21 protein-coding genes are annotated in these 19,920 nt (G+C 66.8%); 6 read left to right on the top strand and 15 right to left on the bottom strand.

What is annotated here, in order from left to right; all coding sequences use genetic code 11:
* Positions 1–160: 160 nt before the first annotated feature.
* Positions 161–985, top strand: coding sequence for an HpcH/HpaI aldolase/citrate lyase family protein (locus ACFC0O_RS19950; protein WP_375959841.1), 825 nt, complete (start codon positions 161–163; stop codon positions 983–985).
* Positions 986–1,007: 22 nt separating this feature from the next.
* Here the strand turns inward: ACFC0O_RS19950 and ACFC0O_RS19945 are convergent, their stop codons facing one another.
* A complete protein-coding gene (locus tag ACFC0O_RS19945; protein ID WP_375959839.1) occupies positions 1,008–1,985 on the bottom strand; it encodes a helix-turn-helix domain-containing protein in 978 nt (325 codons plus the stop codon).
* A gap of 221 nt (positions 1,986–2,206) precedes the next feature.
* On the opposite strand from ACFC0O_RS19945, the gene ACFC0O_RS19940 reads away from it, so the two are divergent.
* Positions 2,207–2,467 (top strand): helix-turn-helix domain-containing protein, encoded by a 261-nt coding sequence (locus tag ACFC0O_RS19940; protein ID WP_375959837.1) that lies wholly within the window; start codon positions 2,207–2,209, stop codon positions 2,465–2,467.
* A 290-nt stretch (positions 2,468–2,757) separates the two neighbouring features.
* Positions 2,758–3,096, top strand: a complete 339-nt coding sequence (locus tag ACFC0O_RS19935) for a hypothetical protein (protein WP_375959835.1) — start codon at positions 2,758–2,760, stop codon at positions 3,094–3,096.
* Between the two features lie 11 nt (positions 3,097–3,107).
* On the opposite strand, the gene ACFC0O_RS19930 is transcribed toward ACFC0O_RS19935, so the two are convergent.
* From ACFC0O_RS19930 to ACFC0O_RS19890, 9 genes are read right to left on the bottom strand one after another with little or no spacing between them, the layout of a single operon-like run.
* Positions 3,108–3,851, bottom strand: coding sequence for an arylmalonate decarboxylase (locus ACFC0O_RS19930; protein WP_375959833.1), 744 nt, complete (start codon positions 3,849–3,851; stop codon positions 3,108–3,110).
* Positions 3,848–4,492: a hypothetical protein gene (locus ACFC0O_RS19925; protein WP_375959832.1), complete on the bottom strand. Its 645-nt coding sequence runs from the start codon at positions 4,490–4,492 to the stop codon at positions 3,848–3,850. Before ACFC0O_RS19925 ends, ACFC0O_RS19930 begins: the two co-directional genes overlap by 4 nt.
* A complete protein-coding gene (locus ACFC0O_RS19920) occupies positions 4,489–5,259 on the bottom strand; it encodes an SDR family oxidoreductase (RefSeq protein WP_375959830.1) in 771 nt (256 codons plus the stop codon). Before ACFC0O_RS19920 ends, ACFC0O_RS19925 begins: the two co-directional genes overlap by 4 nt.
* Positions 5,256–6,179 carry a hypothetical protein gene (locus ACFC0O_RS19915; protein ID WP_375959828.1) on the bottom strand — a complete coding sequence of 308 codons (924 nt, stop codon included), beginning with the start codon at positions 6,177–6,179 and terminating at the stop codon, positions 5,256–5,258. Before ACFC0O_RS19915 ends, ACFC0O_RS19920 begins: the two co-directional genes overlap by 4 nt.
* Positions 6,176–6,865 (bottom strand): hypothetical protein, encoded by a 690-nt coding sequence (locus tag ACFC0O_RS19910; protein ID WP_375959826.1) that lies wholly within the window; start codon positions 6,863–6,865, stop codon positions 6,176–6,178. Before ACFC0O_RS19910 ends, ACFC0O_RS19915 begins: the two co-directional genes overlap by 4 nt.
* Positions 6,862–7,983, bottom strand: coding sequence for a Rieske 2Fe-2S domain-containing protein (locus ACFC0O_RS19905; RefSeq protein WP_375959824.1), 1,122 nt, complete (start codon positions 7,981–7,983; stop codon positions 6,862–6,864). Before ACFC0O_RS19905 ends, ACFC0O_RS19910 begins: the two co-directional genes overlap by 4 nt.
* A gap of 10 nt (positions 7,984–7,993) precedes the next feature.
* Positions 7,994–8,932, bottom strand: a complete 939-nt coding sequence (locus ACFC0O_RS19900) for an alpha/beta hydrolase family protein (RefSeq protein ID WP_375959822.1) — start codon at positions 8,930–8,932, stop codon at positions 7,994–7,996.
* Positions 8,929–9,738 carry an oxidoreductase gene (locus ACFC0O_RS19895; protein WP_375959820.1) on the bottom strand — a complete coding sequence of 270 codons (810 nt, stop codon included), beginning with the start codon at positions 9,736–9,738 and terminating at the stop codon, positions 8,929–8,931. The genes ACFC0O_RS19900 and ACFC0O_RS19895 overlap by 4 nt, the downstream gene beginning before the upstream one ends.
* 36 nt (positions 9,739–9,774) lie before the next feature.
* Positions 9,775–11,385 (bottom strand): nitrilase-related carbon-nitrogen hydrolase, encoded by a 1,611-nt coding sequence (locus ACFC0O_RS19890; RefSeq protein ID WP_375959818.1) that lies wholly within the window; start codon positions 11,383–11,385, stop codon positions 9,775–9,777.
* A gap of 257 nt (positions 11,386–11,642) precedes the next feature.
* Between ACFC0O_RS19890 and ACFC0O_RS19885 the strand changes: the two genes are divergently transcribed.
* Genes ACFC0O_RS19885 through ACFC0O_RS19875 form a run of 3 tightly spaced genes read left to right on the top strand, consistent with a single transcriptional unit; the run spans position 11,643 to position 13,959 of the window.
* Complete coding sequence (locus ACFC0O_RS19885) at positions 11,643–12,773, top strand: hypothetical protein (RefSeq protein ID WP_375959816.1); 1,131 nt, start codon at positions 11,643–11,645, stop codon at positions 12,771–12,773.
* The gene (locus ACFC0O_RS19880) at positions 12,770–13,354 is read left to right on the top strand and encodes a neocarzinostatin apoprotein domain-containing protein (RefSeq protein WP_375959814.1); all 585 of its coding nucleotides are present in this window, start codon (positions 12,770–12,772) and stop codon (positions 13,352–13,354) included. The genes ACFC0O_RS19885 and ACFC0O_RS19880 overlap by 4 nt, the downstream gene beginning before the upstream one ends.
* A 17-nt stretch (positions 13,355–13,371) precedes the next feature.
* On the top strand, positions 13,372–13,959 hold the full coding sequence (locus ACFC0O_RS19875) for a neocarzinostatin apoprotein domain-containing protein (protein ID WP_375959812.1): 588 nt from the start codon (positions 13,372–13,374) through the stop codon (positions 13,957–13,959).
* A 142-nt stretch (positions 13,960–14,101) separates the two neighbouring features.
* On the opposite strand, the gene ACFC0O_RS19870 is transcribed toward ACFC0O_RS19875, so the two are convergent.
* The 5 genes from ACFC0O_RS19870 to ACFC0O_RS19850 form a co-directional block, all read right to left on the bottom strand.
* Positions 14,102–15,517, bottom strand: coding sequence for an aldehyde dehydrogenase family protein (locus ACFC0O_RS19870; RefSeq protein ID WP_375959810.1), 1,416 nt, complete (start codon positions 15,515–15,517; stop codon positions 14,102–14,104).
* A 68-nt stretch (positions 15,518–15,585) separates the two neighbouring features.
* Entirely contained in the window at positions 15,586–16,728 is a 1,143-nt protein-coding gene (locus ACFC0O_RS19865) for an FAD-dependent oxidoreductase (RefSeq protein ID WP_375959808.1), read from the bottom strand.
* Complete coding sequence (locus ACFC0O_RS19860; RefSeq protein WP_375959806.1) at positions 16,725–18,113, bottom strand: aldehyde dehydrogenase family protein; 1,389 nt, start codon at positions 18,111–18,113, stop codon at positions 16,725–16,727. The genes ACFC0O_RS19865 and ACFC0O_RS19860 overlap by 4 nt, the downstream gene beginning before the upstream one ends.
* Positions 18,110–19,384, bottom strand: a complete 1,275-nt coding sequence (locus ACFC0O_RS19855; protein ID WP_375959804.1) for an acyl-CoA dehydrogenase family protein — start codon at positions 19,382–19,384, stop codon at positions 18,110–18,112. Before ACFC0O_RS19855 ends, ACFC0O_RS19860 begins: the two co-directional genes overlap by 4 nt.
* Complete coding sequence (locus ACFC0O_RS19850; protein WP_375959802.1) at positions 19,381–19,863, bottom strand: flavin reductase family protein; 483 nt, start codon at positions 19,861–19,863, stop codon at positions 19,381–19,383. Before ACFC0O_RS19850 ends, ACFC0O_RS19855 begins: the two co-directional genes overlap by 4 nt.
* Between the last annotated feature and the right edge of the window lie 57 nt (positions 19,864–19,920).

Raw genomic sequence — 19,920 nt, 5'->3', positions numbered from 1 at the left:
GTGCCGTTTCCTGTGGCGAAATGGCGTTTCGATGATGCGAGATCATTAGCACTCACCGGAAGAGCGCTGTCAAGCGGTGCGCTGAAGTGTGGACACCTTCGTGATTGATCGCTATGTTTCCATGTGTGAAACGCCGTTTCATTTTTGAACGGGGGTGGTGATGAGATCCGCGCTGTACGTACCGGGTAATCGTCCGGAACTCTTCGAGAAGGCGCTGACCGGACCGGCGGATGTCATCCTGCTGGACCTCGAGGACGCGGTTCCGCTGTGCGACAAGGACTTCGCGCGAGCCGAGGTCGCGGCCTGGCTGCGCACGCTCATGGATGTCCGGCGGCGGATCTGGGTGCGGGTCAATACCGGTGACATCGGTGCGGCCGATCTGCGCGCGGTGGCGCAACCCGCTGTCGCCGCGATCTGTCTGGCGAAAACCGAATCGGCGCAGCAGGTCAGGGACGTCGACGTGGCATTGGGTGCACTCGAGGTCCGTCCCGGTTCGATCGCGATCTGTGCCCTGCTCGAAACCGCCGCCGCGATCCTGGCCGCACCCGAGATCGCCGCCGCTCCACGGGTGTCCCGGCTCCAGATCGGCGAAGCGGATCTGCGCGCCCAACTCGGAATCACTCCCGGTGCCGACGACCGTGAGCTGCTCGCCCTGCGAACCCAGGTGGTACTGGCCAGCGCCGCCGCCGATATCGCGCCGCCGCTGGCACCGGTGAGCACCGACTTCCGGAACCTGGACGCGTTCCGCGAGTCCACACGAGCGCTGTGGCGCTTGGGATTTCGCGGCCGAGCCTGCATTCACCCCGCGCAACTGCCGATCGCCAACGAGATCTTCACACCGAGTCCCGATGCCGTCGAGCGCGCCCGCGCCCTGATCCTCCGCTTCGAAAACGCTTCCGGCGGAGTAGTTCTGGACGATGCGGGCCGCATGGTCGATCGGGCCGTCATCCGCCAAGCGCGACGCGTACTCGACGACGCCGGGTGATCGGAAACCCTGCCGGATGCGCTCAGCTCCGCAGTTCGTGCTTGGGTGAATTCCCGTAGGTCTGTTTGTAGAGCTGCGCGAAACGGCCGGGATTGGTGAATCCCCAGCGGGCGGCGATGAGCGCCACGGTATATCCGTCGCTGGGCTCGGCCGCGATCAAATCCCCGCGTGCGCGTTCCAATCGGACACGTCGCAGATACTCCAGGGGAGTCATATCGTGCTGTACCCGAAACGCGTTCTGCAACGCCCGGACGCTGGTGCCGGCCTGCGTGGCCAAGTCGGCAACGGTGATCGGGCGGGCGGGATTGGCATGGATATAGTCCACCGCCCGCTGTACCGCCGAACTCGGCACCGCGCCCGGACCCGGTTGCAGGTGCAGGTCCATCGTGGTGTTGGGAAAGACCGCCAGGGCCGCCGCCGCCAGCGTGCGGGTGAGGTTCTGCACCACCAATTCGGTCAGTACCGGAGAGCCCGGATCGGTGAGTTCATGGTGGGTGAGATCGAACAACCGGCCCCAGAATCGTTCACTGCGTGCGTCTCTGGGCTCGAGCGAGGTGAATTGGAAAGCGGTGGGCTCGATTCCCGACTGCGCCGCCAATTCGGTGAGCAGGGCATGGGGGATATGCAGCAGATTCACATCGTGGCTGTCGCAGTCCGCGATGATCGGCACCCCGAACGGAAAGACCACGAGATCATTGCGATGTTGCTGAAAGTCGCTGCCGCCGCCGCGTAATCGGGCCCGTCCACGCAGTGACCGTTCGAAGTAGACGTGGTCCTGCAGCGGCGCGATATGGCAGCTGTAGCCGATGGTGCTGCGAATCTCGGTCGCGATGACCTCACCCCAGATCATCGCGCTGGTGCGGACGCGGCATTGCGGCGGGGCATTCCAAAAGCGCAGTGCGTTATCGGAGTACATCTGGGTCACGAAGGCGACGGTCTCCTCCGCATCGCGCGACAGAAGCTCCTCCCGACGCGCCTCGATCATCCGATGCATGGTCATTGCTGAACCTCATTCCGGTGGAAGCTCGCGACTCGCAAGCAGTATCCGCCGGGTTGCTCGTCCGGGTGCGGGATTCGGTCCTGTCCGGAAAACGATGCGCGATTCGAGTAGTTCTGGCCAGTTCGCGCACAACGGTTGAGCGCACCGAATTCGGTTCCTATCGTCAACCTCATGCATCCGGTTGGCGATGACGGTTTCCCCTGCGAGCAGGGATTTCGACGATGACCACCATCAACGAGGGGCGGGTGCTCGCATCCCTGAACGCTGGAACCACACCATTGAGTCTGCGCGGCCTCGAGGCCGAAACGCAGCTCAGTACGCCGGTGATCCGCAGATCGCTTGCCACGCTGATTCGTTCGGGCCTGGTCGAACAGGCCGACGGCCCACCGCAGCGAAGTTGGCAGCTCAGCGCCCGCGCCCGCCGCTGGCTGGACACCGCGATAGGCCGTGCGGCGCTGGATGTTCCGGCTATCTCGCCATAGTGCGTCAACACCTTCGGACTGTGAACCGAGCGGTGTCGCAGATTACTGATCTTGCTGGACCCCAAGGGAATTCGCCAGGAGCATGGCCATTGCCTCCGCATCTTGATGGGAAAGTGCTGGTAGAGAGTGCGAGTTGAGATATGGGCGGCGACCGCCGGTTCGGCGACGCCAGGTGTGTTATTGCCCTTACGGCGACAGGGTGCACACCCTCGACGTTCGTGGAATGCCAGGCCCGACTACTCGACCCGATCGGATTCGCCGCAGTGCAAAGAACCAGACGTGATCGTGACGTGGAAGCCAGCCGGATCCTGGATGCGATCGACACGCTGATCAGCGGTTCATCACAGAGCGCACGTTCGGCGCGATTGACGGTGGCGGAACTCATCGCCGAGTCCGGCCTGCGCCGCGATGTCGTGTACGAGCACGCTCCGCTCCTCGAATACTTCCGCGTACAGGCGCGTGCCCGGGAGGACGGTCCGTCGGTCGCGCGGGAACTGCTCGATCGACACCGGGCCCTGGCGCGGGAGTACGCGGCACTCGAAGCGGAGCTGGACGCCGAGCGCAGAGCCAACGCGCGACTGCGAACCTTGTTGGCGGAGATGGTGGTTGAACTTCGGGCCAACGTATGACGGGGCCGCGCTCAATGGTCTCGTAGCAGCGCACCCGCGTTCTCGATACGGTCGTTGATGTTGTTGTCGCGCAGTGCCATCCACCAGGTGGCGGCGTTGATGGCGATGACCGGTTTGCCGAGCCAGCGTTCGGCCTCGTCGGCCAGGCTGACCATCGACAGGTTGGTGCCACATTGGATGAGGGCGTCGATATCGTCGGAGTCGACTTCCCGCAGCGCAGTGCGCAACTCGTGCTCGGTGACGTGGGCTATGGAAACAGCTGTGGGGCAGCGTAATCCCTTGATGGCCGCTACTTCGAAGCCGAGTTCGCCGAAGAAGCGGATGACGTTTTCGTCGCCGATGGGCTGATAGGGGGTCACGACGCCGATTCGTTTGGCGCCGAACAGTTCCAGGGCTCGGCGGCAGGCTTCGGCGCCGGTGGCCACCTCGAGGCCGGTGACGTCGTGGATCTGTTTCACGAATTGGCGGTTGCCTTCGATTCCGCCCCAGAAGGTTTCGGCGGACATGCCCATGACCATGTAGTCGGGTTCGCAGGTGAGAACGCGTTCGCAGGCGGACACGATCTCGGTGCGGATCTGCTCCAGCAGGCGATCCATGCCGGCGTCATCGCTCATGTTCTGATCGCGGATGTGGATGCGGGCGAAATGCGACGTCACGCCGGGCACGGTCATGCCGTAGAAATCGGGCTCGACGATGGTGTTGGTGGAGGGGGCGATGACGCCGAATTTGCGTCTCCAGCCCAGGGCGTCGGTCAATGGATCATCTCCTGGCCTTTGGGTGCGGCGTGCGTGGCCGAGAGTCGCCAGGCGGCGGCCAGGAACGCCACTTGCGCGGCGGTATTGCAGAGCTGTTCGATCCACTGCAATGCCACCGTCTGATCGGGGCGTGAGGCGAGCGGGCCGAGCAGGAAGAACACCAGTAGCTGGATGCCGAGCAGGGCGGCCGAGACCGTATCGCCGCGCGCGCGGGCCAGGCCGATGAGGTGAATGCTGGCGATGGTGGCGAAGACGGTGGTGCTCACCAGCATGGGCAGGGTGTCGCGCGCCAGGATCGCGCCGAGCGCGCACGCGGCGATCAGACTCGGGACCAGAATCGCCAGCCAGCGCGGAACACGGCCCGACCCGTCCCGCAGCAATGCCACTGCCAGCAGGCCGAATCCGAGGGTCAGGAATGGGAAGAGCATGCCGCGCAACCAGATCAGCTCCGGACCACCGGCCGCCGCGATGAGTTTCGCAGTGGCCTTGGCGATTCCGCCCACTCCGAGCAGTGCTGCCGCAACGCGGACGGTCGGACCGTTCGGTGCTATCCGATGCAGCAGCAATACGCCGTACGCGGTGCACAGGACCGGTACGTAGTCCTCGATCGCCAGGGAGATCGGATAGTCCACCGTGCTCATGCGTCGAACAGTTCGCGTCGGCGTATCGGAGCCAGGGCGAACCGGCCGATCACCTTCGAGGTGGTCAGCCAGCGCACGTGAGCGCCGTTGCGGGTTTGCGTGACCGCCTGCTCGGCCAGCCAGGGTGCGACGGTGTCGACCGTATCGGCGAGGATATTGAAGACCTTGCGCGCCTTGGCCAGTTCGGCCGGAGCGTCGTACCCGTGGGTGAGTAGATCGGTGACGACCATGCCGGGGCTGAGCAGTCCGACCGAGACGCCCGGAGGAGTTTCCGCCGCGAGGGCTTTGGTCAGATAGGTGACCGCGCGTTTTGTGGCACCGTAGGCGGTCAGGCCGGGGACGGTGCGCCCGTCGCTGCCGAGCCCTTCCATATTCCAGACGTGACCCCCACCCGCGGCGGCCATACCGTTCATCGCCACCGCCGAACCGTGCAGCACGCCCAGCAGATTGGTGTCGACCACCGCACGCGCTGTCTCGACCGGTAACTGCCACAGCGGTTTTCGCTCGTGCGAGATTCCGGCGTTGTTCACCCACACGTCGACTCGGCCGAACTCGCAGACCGCCGCGTCCCAGAACCGTTGCAGCTGTTCATGATCGGTGACATCGGCGACGGTCGCGAGCACATCGCCGCCGAGTTCCGCCCGGACCTTGTCCACTCGTTCGGGATCGACGCCGCACAGTGCAACCCGATGTCCGTTGCGCAGCAGCGCCTTTGCCATGCCCAGCCCGATACCGCGGGTGCCGCCGGTGATCGCGACGGTACTCATGAGCGCTCCAGTACGCCGTGCAGGATCGCGGTCAGGATGTTGTGCTCGAACACCTGGTACACCACCGCGAGCGTATTGCCCGAACCCATTCCGGGTTCGGCGTCGATCATGAATTCCCGTCCGCTCACACGGCGTCCGTCGGAGGTGTGCCAGCGCACGAAATTGGCTCGGCCGTAGGAGTTTCCATTGCCCCATAGGTCGGGGCCTTCGTGGAACGAGCGCACGCCGTCCCTGCGCACGGTGGCACGCCAGTTCGCGTCCATTGCGCCCGAGGTGATCACCCGATGGTCGGCCGCGAGCAGATTGGTCGGCTCGATCTCGAGTGCCATGCGCACCGTGCCGAGGGACTGTTGCGCCGCGCTCCAGAGCTCGAGCTCACCCGCGTATCGGCTCTTATCCTTGGTAGGAACGGTGAACACGACCGGACCGCAGCGGGTTTCGGACTCCAGACGCTGATCGGTCAGATCCGGATCACGGGTGTAGACGCCGTTGAACACCCCCACCATCGCCGGACCCTGATACAGCACCGACGAATACACCTGGGTGTCGCCGAGCGTGTGGTTCCAGGTGTTGAGCGATACCTGCCAACCCGGCCCGTAATAGTTGGCGTCCACGAATCCGCCATAGGGTTGCCCGGATCCGAAGAAATCGGGTCCGGTGTAGAGACGATCCTGGTCCGAGTCCCGCACCCCGAACGCGAACGGTGCGCCGAGCGCGAATCTGCCCGCCAGCTCACCGCCGCCGGTGAGTCCGCCATCCATGTAGTAGGTGGTGTTCCCGTTCTCGAAGACCGAGGAGCGTCGAATATCCTCGAACCCGCGCCAGCTGCCCTGCGCGTCGAAAAGTGAAGGGCGGCCGACCCATTCGCCCTCGATCCGCTTCTGGAACTCGCTGGGCGACAGCGTGGCCGACTCGTTCATGAGACCAGCTCCCCGCGCACCCGCTCGGCCTGTTCCGCGCCGAGCAGGGCGCTCACGCGCGCCCACACCGGATCGACCTCGGGACTGAACAGATTGGCGCGATTCGCCAGATCTCGGGCCGCGAGTTCCGCGACCACGTCGGGAACTCCCTTGTGCACCAAGCTGAGCCAATGATCCAGGTAGCGTTCCACGGTGCCGTCCAGTGCTCGGAACGCGTCCTCGGACGCGCGGCACACCACCATCCACGGCGACATCATGGCCCGCTGCCGGGGGCCGATGGCGGCCTGGGACATCCCGTCGATATCCCACGCCTGGTCCAGCAGTGGACTCAATGGTGCGAAAACCTCATCGAGATACTCCAGGTTGACCGCCAGATCGACCCGCGGGATCAAATCCAGGTGCATGGCGAAGTATTCGCCGCCGTGCACCGAGTCGAGCGTGAAATGCGGCACCGCACTGTCACTTTCGGTGAAGGCGAAAATCATGTGGCTGTCCAGGCCGAGCTGCGGTACTACCAGATCGACCGTCACCACCTTGTCGATCGGTCCGCCGCGCAGCACACGCAGCCGTCCGACGGGGTCGGGGGATATGGGACTGGTCAGCGCCAGATCCTCGCTCTCGCGCAGCTCGAAAGAGGAGATCAGGGTGTCCAGGGTGCGCTCGCTGAGCGCGGCGGGCAGACTCATTGCGGATTACCTCCGGTGCGGGCCTTGTGCACCCAGGCACTGGCCAGTTCGGGATTGTCGCGGCGGGCGGGCGAGGCGATCACCGTCGCGGTGCGGCGCGGGGAGTCGCCGGTGATGATGTCGTCACCACCGACCCACCACCCCTGTTTGATCAGCTCCAGCCGCCGACGCCGGTAGGCGACCTGGAGACTGTCGCTGCGCACATGCAGCTCATCGGACAGGTCGAACGGCAGCAGCTCCGGGCGCTGCGATTCCACCACGGGCCGATCCTGGAGCAGAATCTTCTCGATTCGTTTGCGCGCGTTGGCATCCGCCCACGCGCCGGTGAAGAAGTTGCGATAGCCCAGGATCTTGATGAGCGTGCGGTCCTGCGAGAGCGGGATATTGAAGTCGTACAGCAGCAGATCCCCGATCGGCAGCCGCACGTGCAGTTTCACGATGTTCGGCAGATACCAGGCATTGGTGACGGTGACGTACTCCGCGCGCTCGCGCCGCCGGGCCAGTAGCCCCCACAATCCCTTGGGCAGCGGCGGACTCAACTGGATGTCGGCCTCGGCGGACCAATCCGTCTGCTGGATACGGAAATCCGGGATCTGCGGCTTATCCGGATTCCCGAATGAGGTGCCGTGCACGAACGGGGTGTGCGCCGCGTCGACGACATTCTCGAAGGCCCGTTCGTAATTGGCGTCGATCTCCATCTCGAACTGGACCATGCGGAACGAGGGGTCCTCGTGCTCGGGAATGACCGGGATGGGAGGCCGCTCGTCCTCGGGGAGATCGCCCAGGAACGCCCACACCATCCCATACCGTTCGGTGGTGGGGTAGGCGTCCACCCGGGCCTTGCGCGGAATCTTGCGCTCCTCGGCATTGGCCGGGATCTTCACGCACACGCCGTCGGAGTCGTACTGCCACCCGTGATACGGGCACGCGATACAGTCCCCGGTCACCGTGCCCATCGACAGCGCGCCGCCGCGATGCACACACAGATCCGAAAGACACACCGCCGCACCGGATTCGGTGCGATACAGCACGAAATCCTGGCCCAGGCAGGTCACCTTCCGGGGCGTTCTGCTCACCCTGTCCGCGAATTCCAGTGCGTACCAGAAGTTCTTCAGCATCGTCTCGCTCCTATCGCCGCGTCAGGCGCACGACGTCGTCGCCGAATTCGGCCAGCTCGGCCGCGGCATCCTCGCCGCGCAGATGTGTCCGCAAGAAGGCCGAGGTCAGGCGCGCGAACGGGTCGAGCGCCTCGGTGTCGGCCGGGCCGTCCAGAAACGCGCGCGCCGCGGTGGGATCGGCATCGGCGATACCGAAATGATTGGCCCCCGGTATGACCGCCAGCAGGTGATCGCCCGGCGGCAGGGCCTCGGTGAAGGTGCGCCGCACCGGATCCGGCCGATCCGCGCCGTCTTCGCCGTAGCGGTCGGCACTGCCCTGGATGACGCCGTCATTGCTCCCCACGCCCAACAGGACCGGGCAGTTCACCTGTGCGGGCAGGACCGTACCCGGGTCCCAGCCCAGCATCGTCGCCACCATGGTGTGCGCGCCCCAGGCGAAAACCGCTGCCACGGAAGGGAAGTAGCGTGCGGACTGCAAGACCACGGTGCCACCGGCGGAGTGTCCGCCCAGTGCGATCCGATCCAGGTCGAGCGCTCCGCGCAGCGGGGGCAGATCGTTCAGTTCGGCCAGTGCGCCCAGAATCTCGCCTATGGCCGGGCAGGTGGGCCGGGTGCCGTAGGCGTCGGGCCGGGCGGCGTCCAGGTCCACGCCGGGGGTCAATCCCATCTGGCCGCCGAACAATTCGGCGACGCGATCCATGGTGACCACCACGAATCCGCTCTCGGCGACGGCGGTGGCGAACCGCCGATAGGAGTCCTGACCGACATTGACCCCGGACAGGAACACCACCACCGGATACGGGGCGGCGGCCGGATCGGGTCCGAAGACGCCGGTGAGCCGTTCGGCGTCATCGCCCGAGGCGATGGCCGGGTAGTAGACCTTGAGATGCGCGGTATCGAACGGCGCTTTGCCATCGGTCCGTACGGACCACCAGAGTGAACGAATCATGCTGTGGGCCTCGGTAGTTCGCGGTCGCCGCCCCAGAGCGCGCGCACCAGTCGCCGGGTCAGATCCGGGCCGAACATGCGCTCGCCCATCACATTGGCCGGATCGCGCTCGGCGATATTGCGACGCACGGTCAGATCCCGTTCCGCCAGCGCCGCGCGGTCACCGACGGGCACGGATTCGGCCTCATCGACCCATCCCATCCACTGCTCGACCCGCGCGGTCAGCAGATCGCGTACCAGATCGAGGTTGGGCCGGGTCGGCGGGAAGGAGTAGCAGTAGGCGGTGGGGGAGAGGCTGGCGCGAATGAACCCGGTCCGGCTGGTGAACCAGGTGAAGTCCGGATGCTCCTGTTTGAAGGCCAGCCACGGCGCGTCCGCGTCCGCGTAGTAACGGTCGAAATAGGCACCGTCCCCGACCAGATCGCCGCGCGGAATGGCATCGACGTAGAACCAGCCCTCGGGCCACAGCAGCAGCGCCGAACCCAGGTGCGGTACCCGCACCTGCGGCCCGAGCCAGGCGGTGAGATGCAGATTGACGAAACCCGTGCGCGGATCGCCGATCCACGAATGCACCAGCCAGTCGATCTCGGGACCTGAATAAGCCGCGAGGCTGCCCGCGGGACCGGTCGCCGCGTCACCGTAGGACTCCAGCGATTCGGTGGACGGATCGCGGGTCAGGGTGAAGCGCTCGGCGAGACGGGATTTCAGATCGGTGGTGAGGTCGCGCCACTCCCGGAAGGTTTCGGTCACATCGACCCGGGGAGTCTCATCGACCATTTGCTCGACGTGCCGCAGGGTTTCACTCATGGCTGCTCCGATGGTGTTCTCATATGGCTGCTTTCGTCAGTGCGTGCGGGAGGTCAGGGTGTCCAGCGGCCGGAGCGGGCGGCCCGCGACCAGATCGGTGCCCCGGGAGACGGTGCGATTCACGGCCTGCGCCGGTCGAATGGTGGCTCGGACCGCGAGCGCGCCCGGGGGCAGGGCCGTGACCTCGGGATGGCTGATGACGCCGGTGAACGGGCCGCTCCAGGCGGTCCACAGTGTGAAATCCGCACTCAGTGCATAGATTTCGCCGGTCAGGCCGTGCGGTGCGGATCCGGCGGCCACGATATTGAGCCGGTTCTCCGCGGCGCGCTCGGGCAGGCCCAGGCGCAGTTCCCAGGATTCGGCCGGTGTGAATGGAACGGCGACCACGTCGACGTCGGCGACGGCCGCCAGGCGGAAGGTCTCCGGGAAGATCGAGTCGTCACCGATCACCAGGGCTACTCGGCCCCAAGGTAATTCGAAGACGGTGAGTTCATCGCCCAGCAGCGTCAACCACGGGTGCCGGGCGGTGCGATGCAGCTGCCGCTGGCGACCGACGATGCCGGAGGCGTGAAGTAACAGACCTTCGTGCGCCGCGCCATCGCGCACGGTCGTGACGACATAGCCGCTCGTGCCCGCGAGCGCGCGCAACACCTCGGGAATCGGGATATCGGCCAGCTCGGGCAACACGATGAGATCGACACCGGCGGTGGCCAATTCGCGAATCTCACGGCCGGACGCGGTGGCAATGGCGGCGGAGATGGCCGGCGCACCGGGTCCGGCCAGCCGCTCGCGGGGGCCGGTGTCGAGCTTTTCGTAGAGCTCGGGCCGACGCGCGGCGATGATATCGGTGCCGTCCTCGCGGAATTTGTCATCGGCACTGCTGATATCGATATCGGCGATGACGATCGCCTCCCCCGTTGCCGGAGCCATCGCCACGCAGGTGCCGTCCGGTGCGACGATCTGACTCTCGCCCGCCCCGTGCAATCGGTCCGGAGGCACCCCCAAGCGTTCGGCGATGGCCGGAAGCTGTGCGCCCGGGAGCAGTGGCCCGACCTTATTGGCGGCAACCACCCACACCCTGTTCTCCGCTGCCCGGACCGGAATGTGCAGGCTCGCTTCGTCTGTGGCGAACGAATTGAGGCTGTTGAGCAGCAGTTGCGCGCCGCGCAGCGTCAGGGATCGGGTGACCTCGTTGATGACGCCCTCCATGCAGGCGTACATGCCGATCCGGCCCAGCGGCGTATCGATGACGGGTGAATCGTCGACCCCGCGATCGAGATGGTCGTTCTCCGCACCCATCAGGATCTGCTTATCGGACTCACCGAGCAGGTCCCCGTCGGGACCGAAGAGCAGGCTGGTGGCGGTGGTGCGCCCGTCCTCGCGGGCCAGGGTGACACCGATCTTGACATAGATCTCGTGCGCGGCGGCCCGCTCGGCGACGGTGGTGAGAAAGGAATCGCTGGGCGTGCAGGCCATTCGCCGCGCATGAGCCCGATCGTCGTACCAGGATAGGTGATTACAGAACTCCGGTAGGACCACGAGTTCTGCGCCCGCCTCGGCGGCGGTGTCGATCATGCGCAGGCAGGCGTCGAGATTTTCGGCGACGTCGGTCCCGGCGGCGAGCTGTGCGGCCGCGACTCGTGTCATGCGTCGCACCCTTCTACTCGGTGCTGTGTTTCGGACATCGAAACACCGTTTCCAATGTTCCTGATTCTGTACCGGCACCGATGATCTGTCCAGGGGTGGTTCCGGATTTCACGACCCGGTAATTCGGCGCAACCGAATCGTCTTGTTTCCCTCAGGGTTACGCCGTTGCTCGCCTTGACACCCGCTCCCACCACGGGTTCAATATGGCAATTCCGAAACTGCGTTTCCCTCAGAGAAACGGACGCAGGAGGGTAGGTATGGCGACCTGCGGTTCATCCTCGAAAAGTGTTGCGGCGCTGGTACTCGGCGGCACGCTGGCCGGTCCGGTCGCGGGCGGGCAGCTGGTGTTGCTGGCCAAACCGCTGGGCGGCGTACTCGGCATCCCGGGCACGGTGGTGGGCTACATCGCGCTCACGGTGCTCACCGTGGGTGGTGCGGCGGCGCTGCTCACCGTGCGGCGGCGCCTGTCGTTTCCGGTAGCCGGTGTGTGCGCGATGGTCACGGGCGCGGGGTTCGCGGTGGCCGGATCGGTATCCGCGCCATGGCTGTTCGTCCCGGCCGCGGTGGTCGCCGGTGTGGCGGCGGGGCCGTTGGTCGTGACGGGCCGGGCGATGGCATTCGAATCGAACGGTGCGCTGACCGGATGGCAGGTCGCGATGACAACAGGGGTCGCCGTGACGGCGGGCATGGCGTCGCTGTGTTACGAAAGGCCCGGGCTCGGGCTCATTCTCGCGGGCGCGGGCCTGATTGTGCTGGGGCTGGGCTTCGCTCTTGTGAACCGGAACGCATCGCAACCCGGTTCGCTGATCGTCGCGTGTGGGGCGCTCCCACATCGGTACCTGCTCGGATACGCCGTCGCCGGTTGGATCGTGGGCGGCACCGTACTGCCTTCGCTGCACCTGCTGCTGTTCCGGTGGAATGCGCTCGGAGCCGAACAGACGAATCTGCTCGTGCTCGCGTCGATTCCGGCGATTGCCGCGCTGGTGCTGCCCGCACCTCGACTCGGTGCCGTTGTCCCGCTGCTGATTCTGGCCGCCGGGGGATCGGTGCTGGTGGCTACCGCGCCCGGTCGGGCGACCCTGACCATCGGGATCGGGGTGGCGCTGACCGCCGCCGCCCGGGCCGCGCGGGCGCTGGATGTCGCGGTTCGGGTCGAAACGTCGGGTTCGCATCGCGCGGCGGCGCTCACCACGTTGGTGGTGGTCGGCGCTGGTTCGGCGGGACTCGCCACGGTCACCGCGCTGGGCGAATTGTTCGGCACCGGTTCGGGTTTGACCGTGCTGGCGTTGCCGGCGCTGGCTCTCGCGCCGCTGTGCGTTCCGCGTGCGCCGGTGCGGGCGTCCCGATCGCCCCTGATCGCCCAGGTCCTCGAAGGAGAAGCGCCGTGATCCGCACCATCGCCCCCTGTCTGCTCATAGTCGCGGCGACTCTGCCCCTCGGGATCGTTCCGGGGCACGCCGTACCCGATGCCGGAGCCGCGATCGAAGTCAGTGCCTCTGCCGATCTGACGGAAGGTCAGCGAATCACCGTGAACGGCAGTGGATTCCGGGCCGGGCTCGCCGCCGTCGCGGTCGGGCTGTGCAAACAGGGCTTCACCAATGGGTTGAAGGATTGCGATCTCGAGGGCGGCGCGACCTTCGTCAATATCTTCGGCGATGGAACGTTTCCCACCGTCACCCTCACCGCGCGCCCGCGTTTCCACGATATCGATTGCACCCGTAGGCAGTGCGTGATCGCCGCCGCGCCGCTACCCGGCACCGAACCGCAGGCTGTGATCGACGCGAATTCGGCTGAAGTCGCAATAGGTTTCGCCGGATCGCCCTCTCCCGTCCCCACCTCGGTCCCCAAGGTTGCGGCGGTCCGTACCGAGTCCGACACCAACGGCCCGTCGACGCTGCTCTGGGGCGTCACCGCCGCGCTATTGCTCATCGTCGCCGTCCTGGCCCTCGCCGACCGGCGACGGCTCTGAACCCTCCTGGAGGAATCATGAAATCCGTTCGAGCCCGAATTGCGCTGGTCGCACTGGGATCCACCGCCGCGATATTGTGCGCGGGCGGCCCGGCGGCCACCGCCGACCCCGCCCTGAAACTCAGCGTGAACTCGGGTCTCGCGGCGGGGCAGGTGATTACGGTATCGCTGGCCGGGCTGCCTGCGAATCTGCCCACCGTGGCGGTGGGACAGTGCAAGCCGGCGGTGGTCAGTCCGGCGGATTGCAACCTCGGCGGATCGCTGATGGGCCGTGCCGACGCACAGGGGGAGTGGCAGCCCAACGGCGGCAATCGGTCGATCACATTGGTCGGCGCGGTCGGCGGAACCGATTGCACCGCAACGGCGGGAGCCTGCACCGTCGCGGTGACGAGCCTGACCGACCCCACGCACATCCTGGCGTCGGTGCCCCTCACCTTCGGGGCCGAGCGGACCCCGGCTCCCACCACATCGGCGGCCGCAGCCGCGGATTCGGACGATGACAGCGGCAATACCGGTGTGGTGGTGGGCATCGCCGCTGCCGTTGTCGTGGTAGTCGCCGCGGTGGGATTCATCGTGGTGCGTCGGCGCGGCCGGACTTCCCACTGACCCGGAGTGATGCGCCGACGGCGTGCGCGGCAACCCTGCCCGGCACCGTCGGCGCTTCGCCATGTCCGTGGGGCAGATGGGCTGTGGCACAAAGAAGTCCGTCACGATGGCAGGGTCACCCGAGACCACCCCTCGATCGAGCTCAAGGCCGGGGATAGGCGCGGGCGGAGAGCCCGGAACCACCGGCGCGGAAAGCGGCCGGTGCATGCCGCACCGTGGTCTGAACGTATTCGCGTAGACCCTCGTCGGCGTATTCGCGCCCGAAGCCACTCTGTTTGGTGCCGCCGAAGGGGGCGCGCAGTGACATACCGGTCCGGTTGTGCGTGTTGATGAAGGTGAACCCGGCTTCGATTCGCGCGGCGAAGGCGAATGCGCGGTCCTCATCGGCGGACCACACCGAGGCTCCCAGTCCGAGTTCGCAATCGTTGGCGCGGGCCAGCACCTCGCGCTCGTCGGTGTAGGTCAGCACCGGGACCGCCGGGCCGAACTGCTCGCGCCGGACCAGCCAGGCCGCATCGGGCAGATCCAGGGCCAGGGTGGGCGCGACGTAGTAACCGTCGGCGTCGGAGGGGATTTCGGCGAGAGGCACCAGCCAGCCGCCACGGCTCCAGGCATCGGCCAGCAGGTCGGTCATGCGCTGGGTGGCGGCGCGGCTCACGACCGGTCCCATGCTCACCAGCTCGTCCAGCGGGTCGCCCACGATCAGAATCCGATGTGCCGCAGCCAGATACGACTCCAGGAATTCGTCCAAGCGCTGCGCGGGCACATACAGCCGTTTGGCGGCCATGCACACCTGCCCCGCGGTGGCGAAGGATGCGAGCACGAGGCGCTCGTAATCGGCGGGGGAGAGGGCGAAGTCGTCGAGGAATACCGCCGGATCATTGCCGCCGAGTTCGAGCACCACCGGTGTGAGGGCTTGACCGGCGGCCGCGGCGATACTGCGCCCGGCCTCTTCGCCGCCCGTGAAGGCCACCTTGCGAATCAGCGGATGGGCGATGAGCGCTCGCACCGTATCCGGTCCGCCGTGGATGACCCGGACACCGGGCAGGAGCGCGGCCACCTCGGTGACCGCGAGCGGCGCGAGCGGAGAAGGTTTGAGCACCACGGTATTTCCGGCCGCCAGCGCGGGACCGAGCTTGAGTACCGACAGGATGATTGGCGCGTTCCACGGCGTGATCGCCGCGACCACTCCGAACGGTGCGGGGGTGAGCGCCAGTCGCCCGTGCGCGTCATCGATCACCGATGCGCTGAGCGCGGCGGCGGCATTGTCCCGCACCCAGCGCAGATACGTTGCGGCGAAACCGATTTCACCCCGACAGTCGGCGATGGGTTTACCGCTCTCGCGGGCCAGCAATTCGGCCAGATCGCCCGCGCGGGCATCGAGTGACTCCGCCGCCGCGCCGAGTGCGGCCAGGCGCTGCTCTATGGGCTGTGCCCGCCGGTCCAGGAACTCCCGGTATGACTGCCGCACAACGGATTCAACAGCCTCGGGCGGTGTCATCGGCACCGATCCGACAAGCTCGTGCGGATGCGCCGGATTCTCCCGATCGATCTTCATGATCATCTCCTGACCGGTGTGGTCGCCGGATCTCCGCCCGGCCTCGTGTCGGCCGGGCGACCGGCATCTCAACGCGGGGCCGCCAGCGAATCAAGCAGACAGGCTCTGCGCAGATAGGCGCGCGCCGCCACCGGATCCGCTGCCAGCGAACGCAATTGGTCGCGATGGGCCGCATCGTCACCGCGCAACCGTTGCCAGTTGTCATGGCTGGTGCGCTGCACATGGTCGATGGCGACGGCCCGCCGCAGTGCGGCGGCATCATCGAGCCCGGCTTCCGAACCTCCGGCGAGCACGTCGGCCAGGGCATCGCCCAGCCGCACGGCATCGTGGATACCGCTGTTCATTCCCATGCCGCCGAGCGGATTGTTGACATGCGCGGCATCGCCCGCAAGCAGCACCCGGCCGATCCGGAAGGATTCGGTGACGCGCTGATGCACGCGATACAGCGAACCGTGCAGCACCCGCCACGGCCTGCCCAGGTCCGCGACCGCGGCCAAACGTGCCGGGAGCCGATCCATTTCGAGGTCGTCCGCGGTATCGGCGGGTGTGGGCAGCAGTACCCGCCAGTGCTGCGGGGTGCGCAACAGCACCAGCCATTCGTGCGGATCGAAGACGTAATTGATCGGTGCGATGCCCGGCAGCGCCGTCGCGAGATCCTCATCGACCGAGGCGACCAGGAAGCGTTCGGGATAGGTACTGCCGTCGAATCCGGCGTGTACGCCATTGCGCACGATCGAATGCGCACCGTCCGCGCCGATTACCCAATCCGCGCGCACCGGTCCGTGCGAGGTGTGCAGAATGACCCCGTCGGGTCCGGCGTGCAGGCCGTGCACCTCGTGGCCGAAGCGCACCCGGGCGTGATCGGGTAAGGCGTCCAACAGGATTGGAGTCAGCTTGCTCTGTTCGCATTGCACGCGAAACGGATAGGGGGTGTCGCGCGCGAGCACGCCGAGGTCGAGCGTGGCGATCTCCCCGCCGCCACGTGCTCGATACTGGAACGTCGTGGCGATGATTCCTTGGGCGAGTAGTGGTTTCAGCACCCCGAGGGTTTCGAGCATTTCGAGTGTCGGCGGATGGAAGGTGGAGGCGCGCGATTCGGTGGCGAGCTCCTCGCCACGCTCCAGCACGGTCACCGCGATACCGCGCCGGGCCAGGGTCAGCGCGGCGGTGAGTCCCACCGGCCCCGCGCCGACCACGACCACGGTGCTCATGAGGTGTGCAGGGCGAAGCGGCCCTCCACGCCCACGACGCGCGCGCCGGTGAAGAATCGCAGCGTCTCGCCGGTGCCCTCCTCGCCGAGTCCGGACCAGCCCCAGGCCGGGCGCGGTGTCATCAGGTGCAGGCTCATCACCGAGGAGCCGTTCACCTTGACTTCCCCGGCCCGAATCCGTTGTGCCACAGCCATCGCCGATTCCTCATCGGTGCCGCAGACGTAGCCTTCCAGGCCGTAGGGCAGCGCGTTGGCCAGGTGAACTGCCTCATCGACGGATTCATAGGTGACGGTTCCCGCGACCGGGCCGAAGACCTCCTCGGTGAGATCACCATCCAAGAGTGCGGGCGGAAAGTAGTTTCCCTCCTGCGGCGGCGTGCCATAGGTCTGGAATTCGCGGCCGGACAACGCGTCTCGTACGGTTCGCAGATGCCGCGAGTGCACCAGCGGGCCGAACTCGGTCCCGGGATCCAGCGGCGGCCCGAATCGCAAGTCCCCGAGCCGTTTTCCGATGGCTTCGAGCAATTCACCGGCGCGGTCGGAGGGCAGAATCAAACGCCCGAGCGCCCGGCACCACTGTCCGTTGAGGGTGGTGAGCAGTTCCGCCGCGATGCGCGCCGCGGTCTCGGTATCGGCATCGGGCAGCACGATGAGCGGATTGTTGCCGCCCAATTCCAACTGGCACGGCCGCAAAAGCGGAGCCGAGGCGGTCGCGACCGAACGCCCGCCCGCCAATCCGCCGGTGAAGGACACCGCTTTGACGCGCGGATCGGCCACCAGCTGTGCTCCGGTCTCGGCCCCGCCCTGTACCAGCTGGAACATCCCGGCCGGGACGTGTTCGGCGATCGCCTGCGCCAGCGGAATCGCACTGTACGGGGCGAGCTCGCTGACCTTCAGCAGCACCGGACAGCCCGCCGCGAGCGCGTTGGCCACCTTATGGGCGGCCATGGGGGCCGGGGCATTCCACGGCACCAGGCACAGCGCCGGTCCGAGCGGCAGGCGGCGCACGCGGATGCCTTCGCGGTCCTCGCGCAGTATTCCGGCGCGCACCTGCGCGGCGGCCAGCCGGAACGCCCGGGCGACGATGACACCGAATAGCTCGGTCTGCCGGATCGGCACACCTGTTGCGCGCGAATCCAATTCGGCAATGTATGCGAGCTGGGGCTCGAGATCGTCCGCGATGGCATCGAGGACTTCGGGGGTGATGATCCCGGTCGCGCCGTCGGCGACGGCGAGGGCGCGGTCGACCCGTTCCGGCGCACTGGCCACCGCTCGGGCCACGGGGGTACCGGTTGCCGGATCCTCCAGTGCCACATCGAGATCCACGCCGGGGGTCGCCCACTCGCCATCGATGAATTCGACGATCGGGGGCAACTCGCCGGTCATCGCGCGGCCTCGGCGGGTGCGGTGGTGAACAACTCGTTCGCGGTCGCGTCGGTCACTATGCGCGCCACCTCGAGCATGCCGCGCTCGGCGGGGAAGGTCATGACCAGACCCATGGCGAGATCACGCAGGGCCCGGCCCGTCACCCCGCTCATCGAAGCGGCCGAGGTGCCACCGGCTTTGAGCGCGCCCAGCGCCACCGCGAAACACGCCTCGGTGACCGCGCCCTTGCCGAGTCGCCACTGCGTGAACACCTCCTGTTTGGGTTTGATCGGCGGCTCCACCGTCTCGATGCCCAGCTGATAGCGCAGCCACAGGTAGGCCGACTGCAATTGCCGGGTCATCTCGCCGATGAGCACCTGGTGCACCGGTGACGAGGCGATCGGTTCGCCGGTGTCGGCGAAGGTCTTCCGGGTGGTCGCGGCCAGCGTCTCGTCGTAGACCCGCTGCGCGCAGCCGGTGTACACCGCCGCGATGGCGAGCTGATTGCCCACGAAACTGCCCCGGCTCATGGTGAGCATCTTGGGAAACGCGCCGGGTATCGCCAGCGCCTCGTCGTCGGCGATGAACACCTCGTCCAGGCGGATGCCGTTATTGGCCGTGGCCCGCATCCCGAGCCCGTCCCATGGCGCACGCACACTCACCCCGGGAGCTTCGCGCGGGACGAAGAAGGTCGCCAGCCCATCGGCGGTGTCGTAGCCCTCGAGTTTGGCCGAGGTCAGGTAGTAGTCGGCGACGCCGGTGGCACACCCGAAGGACTTCTCGCCCCGCAGGATCCAGCCGCCGTCGACCTTGCGTGCGGTGGTGGCGATGGTGATATTTGCCTTGGCCGTCTTGACCGATTCGGAGGCGAAATTCGCCAGCCATACGCCCTCGGCCATGCGGGTCAGTACCTTCTCGGCGAAGGCGCGCACCACCGGAATCTCGGCGTCGGCGAACAATCCGGCGTCGATCGCCTCCAACGGGAGCAGGCCCCGCGAGGCGCTGGTGTTGTGGAAGAAATACGCCAATGCCGTGGACGGGCAGGCGGTGCCCATGGCGTACGTGGCCGCGGCCAGATCGCGCAGGGTGCCCCCGAGACCGCCGAATTTCTCCGGCACCACCAGGCCGAGCAGGCCCGCATCGCGCAGGAGCGTGATATGCGTGGCGGGGAAGGTGGCGGTGCGGTCGGCCTCCTCGGCGGCGGCGCGCAGGGCGGGCAGGACCTCGTCCACCCGTTGCGCGCGTGCGCGTTCGGCGTCGGTCATATCTTCGACGAGTCGTTCGCCGATCATCGAGCTATCCCCTCGTAGTAGGTGCGATCGTGGTAGATCAGTGGCGGCGCGGGTCTGGGGGTGGCCGCGTCCTGGACCAGGCCGAGCACGATGGTGTGATCACCGGCCGGATGACAGGCCGCGACGACGCAGTCCACCCAGGCCACCGCATCGGTGAGCACGGCCGCGCCGGTGCTCGCGGTATCCCAGCGTCCGGTGGCGAACCGATCGCCGCGGGTGGTGGAGGTGGCGAAGCGGCGGCCGATGTCCTCATGGTCGTGGCCCAGCACATTGACCGCGAAAACCCCGCTGTGCCGGAGGAATCGGCAGGTGCTGCTCGCGGTGGCCAGACATACCGAGACGAGCGGTGGATCCAGGGCCACACTGGTGAAGGAGCTGGCGGTCATACCGTGCCGGCCGCCGCCGTCGCGCACCGTGGTGACCACCACGACACCGCTGGCCCACTGCGCCATGACAGCACGGAGATACGTCGTATCCACCCTGCATCTCCGTTTCGATAGAGGAAACGCTGTTACGCACAAGGTAACGCTGTGTGC

The organism is Nocardia sp. NPDC056100 (genome assembly GCF_042266325.1).
Classification (GTDB): domain Bacteria; phylum Actinomycetota; class Actinomycetes; order Mycobacteriales; family Mycobacteriaceae; genus Nocardia.
This window is presented reverse-complemented; position numbering and strand designations above follow the sequence as displayed.